6 protein-coding genes are annotated in these 10,596 nt (G+C 54.3%); 1 reads left to right on the top strand and 5 read right to left on the bottom strand.

Annotation, left to right across the window (positions count from 1 at the left end; translation table 11 throughout):
• Nucleotides 1-9 precede the first annotated feature (9 nt).
• Nucleotides 10-2,367: an LPS assembly protein LptD gene (lptD, locus tag ACS0RQ_RS23290; protein WP_271848802.1), complete on the bottom strand. Its 2,358-nt coding sequence runs from the start codon at nt 2,365-2,367 to the stop codon at nt 10-12.
• Nucleotides 2,368-2,562: 195 nt separating this feature from the next.
• Between lptD and djlA the strand changes: the two genes are divergently transcribed.
• A complete protein-coding gene (djlA, locus tag ACS0RQ_RS23285; protein WP_047371858.1) occupies nt 2,563-3,378 on the top strand; it encodes a co-chaperone DjlA in 816 nt (271 codons plus the stop codon).
• Nucleotides 3,379-3,602: 224 nt separating this feature from the next.
• On the opposite strand, the gene rluA is transcribed toward djlA, so the two are convergent.
• From rluA to ACS0RQ_RS23265, 4 genes are all read right to left on the bottom strand, one after another.
• The gene (gene rluA / locus ACS0RQ_RS23280; protein WP_271848803.1) at nt 3,603-4,262 is read right to left on the bottom strand and encodes a bifunctional tRNA pseudouridine(32) synthase/23S rRNA pseudouridine(746) synthase RluA; all 660 of its coding nucleotides are present in this window, start codon (nt 4,260-4,262) and stop codon (nt 3,603-3,605) included.
• Nucleotides 4,263-4,273: 11 nt separating this feature from the next.
• Nucleotides 4,274-7,180, bottom strand: a complete 2,907-nt coding sequence (gene rapA / locus ACS0RQ_RS23275) for an RNA polymerase-associated protein RapA (RefSeq protein WP_271848804.1) — start codon at nt 7,178-7,180, stop codon at nt 4,274-4,276.
• A 284-nt stretch (nt 7,181-7,464) separates the two neighbouring features.
• Nucleotides 7,465-9,822 carry a DNA polymerase II gene (polB, locus tag ACS0RQ_RS23270; RefSeq protein WP_271848805.1) on the bottom strand — a complete coding sequence of 786 codons (2,358 nt, stop codon included), beginning with the start codon at nt 9,820-9,822 and terminating at the stop codon, nt 7,465-7,467.
• A gap of 101 nt (nt 9,823-9,923) precedes the next feature.
• Complete coding sequence (locus ACS0RQ_RS23265; RefSeq protein WP_420372471.1) at nt 9,924-10,556, bottom strand: YdcF family protein; 633 nt, start codon at nt 10,554-10,556, stop codon at nt 9,924-9,926.
• Nucleotides 10,557-10,596: the final 40 nt, after the last annotated feature.

Raw genomic sequence — 10,596 nt, 5'->3', positions numbered from 1 at the left:
TCAACCACATCATAACGAGCTACGGTACGGCAGAATGTTTGAGCGCAGCATTTGATGCGTGCCCAGTCCGTAATTCGAGCTCAAACCGCGCAACTCAATGTTGAAACCGATGACGTTGTCATACTTGCTTTGGTTGTTTTCCCAGCCGTTGATTTTGCGTTCATACCCAACGCGAATCGCATAACAGCAGGAGTTATACTGCAGACCTAACATCTGGTCGGCAGGCTTGCTTGTATGGGTATCGTAGTAGTAAGCCCCGACGACAGACCAGCGATCGACGATCGGCCAACTTGCCGCAGCACCGACTTGCGAAATGCCGTCTTTGTACTGCGGCAGGGTCCATGTTGTATCATTCTTGTCTCTTGGAAGTGTCGCTTGAATGTATTCCGGGCTGGCATAGCGATAGCTGAGCTGTACCATACGGTCTTCATCGCGGCGATATTCAATTGACGCGGTGCTGTTAGCGATATTGTCCAGACGCGTGTCATACTGCACGCCGCCACGTAAGCCCCAGCGATCCGAAATGCGCCAGTAGGTATCTCCCGCCCATACCAGTGAGCCCGTTTTGTTGTCTTTCTCCCAGTTTATGTTGTCATCGCCAGTGCGTGACTGTGTGAAATAGTAGATTTGACCAACAGAAACGTTAAAACGTTCAACAGAAGCGTCATCATAAATACGGGATGTGACGCCAGTGGTAACCTGGTTTGCCGATGCAATACGATCCAGACCGCCGTAGGTACGGTCGCGGAACAGGCCGCTGAAGTCGGATTGCAACAAAGATGAGTCGTAGTTTTTGATAGTGCTCTGGTTGCGATATGGTATGTAAAGGTACTGCGCGCGCGGCTCCAGCGTCTGGCTATACCCTTCCGCCAGAGTCATATCACGCTCGAAAATCAGCTTCCCGTCGACTTTAAACTGCGGCAACACACGGTTAACGGAATCTTTATAATCAGTACCGTTCGCCGCGTTGTAGGCATCAAGATTGGTTTGCTGATAGTGAGTCGCCATCAGCTTTGCCTCAGTATCGAGGCTGCTCCAGTTATTCGACAGCGGCAGATTTAATGCTGGTTCAAGGTGAACACGCGTGGCTTCAGGATAATTTCCGTTGGTGTTAGCAAAATGCACCGCCTGACCATAGATATGTGCATCAAACGGACCCAGGTCGTTTTTGTAGTAATTTACGTCTAACTGCGGCTCAGCGGCGTAAGAATTACTGTTCTGCCGGTTAAATACCTGGAACTGTTTGGTCGATACGGTGGCGTTAAAATTCTCCAGCCAATAACCCATGCTGAATTTCTGGGTGGCGTAACCGTCAGTACTGGTACCGTACTTCGACGAAAAATCGTTAAAATAATATGGATCGCTGACTTTGGTGTAATCGACGTTAAAACGCCAAACCTGGTCCATCACGCCAAAGTGATTCCAGTAGAATAACCAGCGATGGCGATTCGACTCGGCAGGATAGTCGTCCTGATAGACGCTATCCGACGGCAAATAGTCGAATTCGATGAGCCCTGTTCCCGCTCGCGTCAGGTAGCGGAATTCGTTCTGCCATTGTGTACTGCCACGTTTTTGAATGTAATGCGGTGTGATGGTTGCATCGAAATTGGGGGCGATATTCCAGTAGTACGGTAAATAAAATTCAAAGCCGTTGTTCGTGCCGTACTTGGCATTCGGAATCAAGAAACCAGAACGGCGTTTGTCACCCACCGGCAATTGCAGGTACGGGCTGTAGAAAACCGGCACCGGGCCGAGTTTAAAGCGCGCGTTCCAGATCTCTGCGACCTGTTCTTCACGGTCATGGATGACTTCGCTACCCACGACGCTCCAGGTATTTGAACCCGGTAAGCAGGAGGTGAATGAACCGTTTTCAAGGATGGTGTAACGGTTTTCGCCACGCTGTTTCATCAGGTCTGCATCACCACGTCCCTGACGCCCCACCATCTGGTAGTCGCCTTGCCAGACGTTGGTGTCTTTCGTATTTAAATTTGACCAGGCTTTCGGACCTTTCAGGATGACCTGATTGTCGTCGTAGTGCACATTACCCAGTGCATCCACTGTACGCACCGGGTCAGGCTGGCCTTCCACCTGCTTCTGGTGAAGTTGAACTTCATCAGCACGCAGGCGGCTATTGCCCTGATTAATATCCACATTGCCTTTAAAATTGGCGTCGTCAGGGTAGTTACCTTTGGCGTCATCGGCATTGATGGTCACAGGCAGATTATTAGTATCGCCTGTCACCAATGGACGGTTATAGCTCGGAACGCCAAGCATACATTGCGAGGCGAGACTGGCTGTCATCCCTTGTTGACTATAAAGGGCTGTGCCGATCATTGTGGCCAGGAGGGTGGGAATACGTTTTTTCATACGTTGTATTTGTTGTTCCGTCATCTGTGGCTTTACGCTGGCAAACGGTCAGAGACTAACGTACTCATCTTCGCAGCGCTAGTTAATCCTGCCCGTTTTCGAGCCAGGTCAGAGAAGACTGTGCCTGTGCACGGCATAGAATGACGGGTATGATAAAGCAAATTTTAGCCGACGGCATGACGATTTGGGGAGTATATGCAGTATTGGGGAAAAGTGGTTGGTGTGGTTTTCGCTCTGATCATGGGCGGAGGCTTTTGGGGCGCGGTTCTCGGGCTGTTAATCGGCCATATGTTTGATAAGGCTCGCAGCCGAAAAATGGCGTGGTTTGCCAATCAACGGGAACGTCAGACGCTCTTTTTTGCCACCACCTTCGAGGTGATGGGCCATTTAACAAAGTCCAAAGGTCGCGTGACGCAGGCTGATATTCAGGTTGCCAGTCTTTTTATGGACCGGATGAATCTGCACGGTGACTCACGTGCGGCGGCGCAGCAGGCGTTTCGCGTGGGCAAAGCGGATAACTACCCATTACGTGACAAAATGCGTCAGTTTCGCAGTGTTTGCTTCGGACGCTTTGATTTAATCAGAATGTTCCTGGAAATCCAGATTCAGGCGGCATTCGCTGATGGCTCGCTGCATCCTAATGAGCGCGAAGTGCTGTACGTCATTGCTGAAGAACTGGGGATCTCTCGTGGTCAGTTCGATCAGTTTTTACGCATGATGCAGGGCGGGGCGCAGTTTGGCGGTGGCTATCAGCAGCAAGCGGGCGGCGGCTGGCAGCAGCAGGCGCAACGTGGCCCTACGCTTGAAGATGCCTGTAATGTGCTGGGTGTGAAGCCAACGGATGATGCCACCACCATTAAACGCGCCTACCGTAAGCTGATGGGCGAACATCATCCGGATAAGCTTGTGGCGAAAGGGCTGCCGCCGGAGATGATGGAGATGGCGAAGCAGAAAGCGCAGGAGATTCAGAAGGCTTATGAGCTCATTAAAGAGCAGAAAGGGTTTAAGTAAGTTGCGGGCTAGCTTACTTGCCAGGTTATCCCCGGGCTGTGCTCGCAATCCTCACGTACTTTGAGTACGCTCCGGTTGCTGTGCGCAGGCCGTCGATGGCCTGGCGCCAGGCTCCGTAATAACCCCGGGAGCTGGCGTAAAACGCCTCGCCCAGGCTACCTGCTGGTTTTGACGGTTGCCCGGATAAGACGCAGCCGCCATCCGGGACCGTAAGCCGCGTTAAGTCAAAAATCCACCGGCGCCCTGAACGTCATGCTGTTGCCATACGCCGGGTGGGTTATCGTCAACGTTTCCGCATGCAGTAACAGGCGTGGCGCCAGAGCAAGAGCCTCTGGCGTCGCGTAAAACCTGTCGCCCAGAATCGGATGCCCCAACGCCAGCATATGCACACGCAATTGGTGCGAGCGACCGGTAATCGGCTTAAGCCGCACGCGCGTGGTATTGTCGGCGGCGAATTCCAGCACTTCATACTCGGTCTGCGCGGGTTTACCGGTCTCGTAGCAGACTTTCTGCTTCGGACGATTCGGCCAGTCGCAAATCAGCGGCAGATCGACAAGCCCCGCGTCGTGCTCCAGGTGTCCCCAAACGTGCGCCACATACTGCTTTTTCGGTTCGCGCTCGCGGAACTGGCGCTTGAGCTCGCGCTCCGCCGCTTTGGTCAGAGCCACCACAATCACGCCGCTGGTCGCCATGTCCAGACGATGCACGGATTCCGCCTGCGGGAAATCGCGCTGAATACGCGTCATCACGCTGTCTTTATGCTCTTCAAGACGCCCAGGAACAGACAACAACCCGCTCGGCTTGTTGACCACCATAATGTGCTCATCCTGATAGAGAATGGTCAGCCAGGGATCCTGAGGCGGATTGTAGGACTCCATTACCATAGCCTGCTCCGTTACTGATGCGTCACAACGATAAGACGCAGCGCGTCAAGACGCCAGCCTGCCTGAGAAAGGCTTTCCAGCACTTGCAGGCGGTTGCTCTCAATAGCGCTCAGCTCGTCATCACGAATATTCGGGTTAACTGCTTTGAGGGCTTCGAGGCGCGACAGTTCCGCTGACAGTTTTTCATCCGCTTCGCGCTTCGCGGCGTCGATCAATGCCTGTGCGGCTTTTTCGACCTGCGCTTCACCTTTTTGCAGAATGGTGTGTACATCCTGCTGTACGGCGTTCACCAGCTTACTGCCGGTGTGGCGGTTAACCGCGCTGAGCTGACGGTTGAAACTCTCGAACTCGACCTGTGTGGCAAGGTTAGTGCCGTTTTTATCCACCAGCAGACGAATCGGCGTTGCCGGCAGGAAGCGGTTAAGCTGCAGTTGTTTCGGCGCCTGTGCCTCAACGACATAAATCAGTTCCAGCAGCAGTGTACCGACAGGCAGTGCCTTGTTTTTCAACAATGAAATGGTGCTGCTACCGGTATCGCCAGAGAGGATCAGATCCAGCCCGTTGCGAATCAGCGGATGTTCCCAGGTAATAAATTGCGCATCTTCACGGGACAGTGCCACCTCACGCTCAAAGGTGATGGTACAGCCATCTTCCGGCAGGCCCGGAAAATCCGGTACCAGCATATGGTCGGATGGCGTCAGCACAATCATGTTTTCGCCGCGATCGTCCTGGTTGATACCGACGATATCGAACAGGTTCATGGCGAAATTGATAAGCCCGGTATCATCGTCCTGCTCTTCAATGCTTTCTGCCAGCGCCAGCGCTTTTTCACCGCCGTTGGAGTGGATTTCCAGCAGACGGTCCCGACCTTGCTCAAGCTGCGCTTTCAGCGCGTCATGCTGCTCGCGGCAGGCCTTGATGAGGTCATCAAAACCGTCGGTATTTTCCGGCGATGCAAGGTAATTAATCAGATCGGTGTGGACCTTGTCGTAAATCGTCCGCCCTGTCGGGCAGGTGTGTTCGAACGCGTCCAGGCCTTCGTGGTACCAACGCACCAGCACGGATTGCGCCGTTTTTTCCAGATAAGGCACGTGGATCTGAATGTCATGCGCCTGGCCGATACGATCCAGACGACCGATACGCTGTTCGAGCAGATCCGGATTGAACGGTAGATCGAACATGACCAGATGGCTGGCAAACTGGAAGTTACGTCCTTCGGAACCGATTTCAGAGCACAGCAACACCTGCGCGCCGCTGTCTTCTTCGCTAAACCAGGCCGCCGCGCGGTCACGTTCTACAATCGACATGCCTTCATGGAACACTGCGGCACGGATACCTTCACGTTCGCGCAAGACCTGCTCCAGTTGCAGTGCGGTGGCCGCTTTGGCGCAGATCACCAGAACCTTCTGTGAACGATGGCTGGTCAGATAGCCCATCAGCCATTCGACGCGAGGGTCGAAGTTCCACCAGGTACCGCTGTCGCCTTCGAATTCCTGATAGATCTGTTCCGGGTAGAGCATATCGCGGGCACGGTCTTCAGCACTTTTACGCGCGCCCATGATGCCGGAGACTTTAATTGCCGTCTGATACTGGGTCGGTAGTGGCAGCTTGATGGTGTGCAGTTCGCGTTTCGGAAAGCCTTTCACGCCGTTACGGGTGTTACGGAACAGCACGCGGCTGGTGCCGTGGCGGTCCATTAGCATCGAAATCAGCTCCTGACGCGCTGCCTCAGCGTCGTCACGGTCACTGTTGGCGGCCTGCAGCAGCGGCTCGATGTCCTGTTCGCCAATCAGGTCGCTAAGCGTATTGAGCTCGGTATCACTCAGGCGTTTGCCTGCCAGTAACAAGGCAACCGCGTCAGCAACCGGGCGATAGTTCTGTTGTTCATCAACGAACTGAGCGAAATCGTGGAAACGGTTTGGATCCAACAAGCGCAGACGCGCAAAGTGGCTCTCAAGGCCGAGTTGCTCCGGTGTCGCGGTAAGCAGCAAAATGCCCGGCACGCGCTCAGCAAGCTGTTCAATGGCCTGGTATTCGCGGCTTGGAGCCTCTTCGCTCCACACCAGGTGATGGGCTTCATCCACCACCATTAAATCCCATTCGGCGTCACACAGGTGCTCCAGGCGCTGTTTATTACGACGCACGAAGTCCAGTGAGCAAATCACCAGTTGTTCTGTTTCAAATGGGTTGTCGGCATCGTGCTGCGCTTCGGCATAGCGTTCGTCATCAAACAGCGCAAAGCGCAGGTTGAAGCGACGCAGCATTTCGACCAGCCACTGGTGTTGCAGCGTTTCCGGCACGATGATCAGCACACGTTCTGCGGCACCAGACAATAACTGCTGGTGGAGGATCATCCCGGCTTCAATGGTTTTGCCTAAACCAACTTCGTCCGCCAGCAGGACACGTGGCGCATGGCGACGGCCAATATCGTGGGCGATATGCAACTGGTGAGGGATCAAGCTGGTACGCTGGCCGCGCAGCCCGCTCCACGGCATACGGTACTGTTCACTTTGATATTTACGCGCGCGATAACGCAGCGCGAAACGGTCCATACGGTCGATTTGCCCGGCGAACAGGCGGTCTTGCGGTTTGCTAAAGACCAGTTTGCTGTCGAGAAAGACCTCGCGCAGCATGACGTTGGTTTCCTGCGTATCCAGGCGGGTACCGGTATAGGCGAGCAGGCCGTTTTCTTCTTTTACGTCTTCAACAGTCAGCTGCCAGCCTTCGTGGCTGGTTACCGTATCGCCAGGATTAAACATGACGCGTGTAACGGGGGAATCGCTGCGTGCATACAGACGATTTTCTCCCGTCGCGGGAAAAAGCAGAGTAACGGTTCGCGCATCCATCGCTACGACTGTACCCAGTCCGAGTTCGCTTTCCGTGTCGCTTATCCAGCGTTGACCAAGTGTAAAGGGCATAAATTGAACTCTATATCTCAAATTGCAGGCAATAGTTCGTCACCGCCTGAGAATCAGGCGGACGGCTAAGTTTGGGGCCAGGAATAGAAAGGGCGCTATGGTACTGGATGGCAATGCTTTCGTCACTCTCGTTATGCCCGTTGTTTTGCAAGTCACCGCGTTGTTGGCACGTTGATCACCTTGTTCACTGTACGCCGAAAACCAGCTCAACAATGGCCGTGAAGCAACCCACAATCCAGAGGCTCGAAGGCTGGCCTCTGTTACTGTGCCAGCCGGATACGAAGTCAAAACAGTCCCAGTTGCCCTGTCAGTAGTGTAGCAAAATCATCGTCGGTGAAGGGCAGTATTCCATCAGCGACCGGCTGAAGTTGTTTGGTCAGATAGTGGTCGTAATCCAGGGGAGATTGTTGATAATCCACCGGTTCCGGCCCCTGTGTCGTCCAGACATATTTGATGGTACCCCGATTTTGATACTGGGGCGGGCGGCCGCGTTTCAGATTCTGTTCATCGGCGAGTCGTGCTGCGCGAACATGAGGCGGCACGTTACGCTCGTAATCGGCCAACGGGCGGCGCAGACGCTTGCGGTAGACCAGTAGCGCATCCAGTTCGCCTGCCATCAGCTTATCAATCGTTTCGCGCACATAGTCCTGATAGGGCTCATTGCGAAAGATACGCAAATAAAGTGTCTTTTGAAATTGCTGCGCCAGCGGCGTCCAGTCGGTTCGTACGGTCTCCAGCCCTTTGAACACCATCCGTTGTTCTTCACCTTCCTGTATCAATCCGGCGTAGCGCTTTTTACTTCCCTGTTCTGTGCCGCGAATGGTTGGCATCAAAAAACGGCAAAAATGGGTTTCGAATTCCAGTTCCAGCGCACTGGTTAAATGCTCAGCGGATAGATGTGCCTCCCACCAGTTGTTCACATAAGCCACCAGTTCTTGACCAATACGTGCCGCATCGGCCTCGTTATGTGCTTTTTTGAGCCAGACAAAGGTGGAATCCGTATCGCCGTAAATGACGTCATAGCCCTGAGACTCAATCAGCGCTTTGGTCTGCCGCATGATCTCGTGGCCGCGCATAGTGATCGATGAAGCAAGACGCGGATCGAAAAAACGGCAGGCACTGGTGCCCAGCACGCCGTAAAACGCATTCATGATGATCTTAAGTGCCTGCGACAGTGGTTTGTTTCCCACTCGTTTGGCTTCATCGCGGCCATGCCAGATTTGACCGACGATCCCGGGCAGGCAATGGGTCTGCCGGGAAAAGCGTGCGCCCAGAAAGCCGCCTGTGCTGTGTTCAGGATCCGGATGCGCCATCCCTTCCACCAGGCCGACGGGATCGATCAAGAAGGTGCGGATGATCGAGGGATACAGGCTTTTGTAGTCCAGCACCAGCACGGAATCGTACAGTCCCGGGCGTGAGTCCATCACATAGCCGCCGGGACTGGCCTGCGGTGGCACATCACCAAGGTTTGGCGCGACATACCCCGCGCGGTGCATCCGCGGAAAATAGAGATGGCTAAACGCCGCCACCGAACCGCCATGTCTGTCAATCGCCAGGCCGTTCACCGTAGCGCGTTCCAGCAAGAACGGCATGATGTCCGTTTTGTGGAAGATGCGCGTAACCAGTTCACAATCTTTCAGGTTATAGGTGGCAAGGGCGGGCTTGTTTTCGGCGAAACGGCGATCGATTTCGTCCATGCGATCCCATGGGTTATCGATCGCTTTGCCTTCACCCAGTAACTCCTGCGATACCGTTTCCAGCGAAAAAGAGGAGAAATTCCAGAAAGCGGATTTAAGCGCTTCAATCCCGTCGATAATCACCCTGCCAGTTGCCTGGGCGAAAAAGACGCCGTTTTTAAACCCGTGCTCGCGCCATTCGAGCGGTTGATTGCCGCGCCCGAGTAATAAAGGCAGGCGATAACGTTCCGCGCTTTTTTGCAGCACGCGCAGGTCGAACTGCACGACGTTCCAGCCGATAATCACGTCGGGATCGTGCTGCGCAAACCAGGCGTTGAGCTTTTCCAAAAGTTGCGGACGGCTGGCGACATACTCAAGAGTGAAATCCAGCCCGCTGGCATCACCGTTTTCCGGACCGAGCATATAGACCGTGCGCTGGCCGCACCCCTCCAGCCCGATACAGTAAAGTTCGCCGTTACGGGTGGTTTCGATATCCAGCGAGACCCATTTGAGGGGCGGGCGGTAATGCGGATTGGGTTTCAGGCGCGCGTTGGTCAGTTGCTCGCCGCGCGGCTCGCCATCCACCCATACCGGCGCGGTAATAAAGCGCTCCATCAGAAAGCGCTCTGGCGGGCGGACGTCGGCTTCATAAACCGTAACGCCACCGTCGCGCAGCAGCTTTTCATAGCGCATCAACTGGCGGTGCGCCCGACAATATAGCCCGTGAACGGGCTGGCGGTGGAAATCCTTAAGTTGCAGCGGTGTGAGGCGGTATTGGTTTTCTCCGGCGAGTAAACGCTGTGCCTGGCTGACTTGCGCACTGGGGATAAACGCAACCGATTCTTGCGGCGGCAAAAAGACCTGTAACGGCCCGTTATCCGTCGCCAGCCAGAATTCCACCTCGGTTCCCTGTGGCGTGTCCCGCCAGTGTCGGGTCAGTAAAAAGCCTTCTCGCGCTTGCGTCACACCATTCTCTCATCGCCTCATTATCGGCGAGATTATAGCCTGGTTTACCCGGGGATACTGATTTTTTGTACAGGTGTGCGGGTGCGCGCCCGCCGCTGCACTCAGCCGGGCTTGCAGTCAACTTTTTGTATCGGAATACGCGGAAGATATCGCAGTAGGCGATAACCGGTGTAGTAGAACGCTTCCCTAAGCAGAAAAGGCAGTTGCGTTTGCCAGGAACGATATCGGCTTGTGGTGGTGGGCGATGACCAGCTCACAATATCGTTATCGTGTGCGATAAGCCGCATGCGCAGCATATGCAAAGGATCGCTGACCAGCAGCGCGGTCTGCATATTCTGGCGTGTCATGATTATTTTGGCGTTATGGATATTTTCACGGGTAACGGTAGATTGCTCATCGATAAAAATGACCGACTCAGGGACACCCCGATTTAAGAGATAATGTCGGGCGACGGCGGCATCGGACTCGGTTGCGCCATTACTGAGACCGCCTGTCAGGATCAGCGAGTTCACCTTGCCTTCCTGATATAACCAAATCGCGTGGTCTAATCTGGCGGTAAAAACCGGGCTGGGGGATTTTTTATTGATACCGGCTCCGGCAACAATCGCGCAATCTGCTTCGCGTGTCTGGTCCTGTTGGCTAAAGCGGTAAATCGCGATGGCGTTATAAATGATCACGAACGCCGCCGTGACGAGCCCCAGCAGTATCCATTTTCCTGCTCCCTTTATTTTCACTGGCTTTTCTCCCGCCGGTTGCCGTATCGCATAGCATTGC

This window comes from Phytobacter diazotrophicus, from assembly GCF_052061655.1.
GTDB lineage: Bacteria > Pseudomonadota > Gammaproteobacteria > Enterobacterales > Enterobacteriaceae > Phytobacter > Phytobacter diazotrophicus.
The sequence above is the reverse complement of the archived record's forward strand: the minus strand, read 5'-3'. Positions and strand labels throughout refer to the sequence as shown.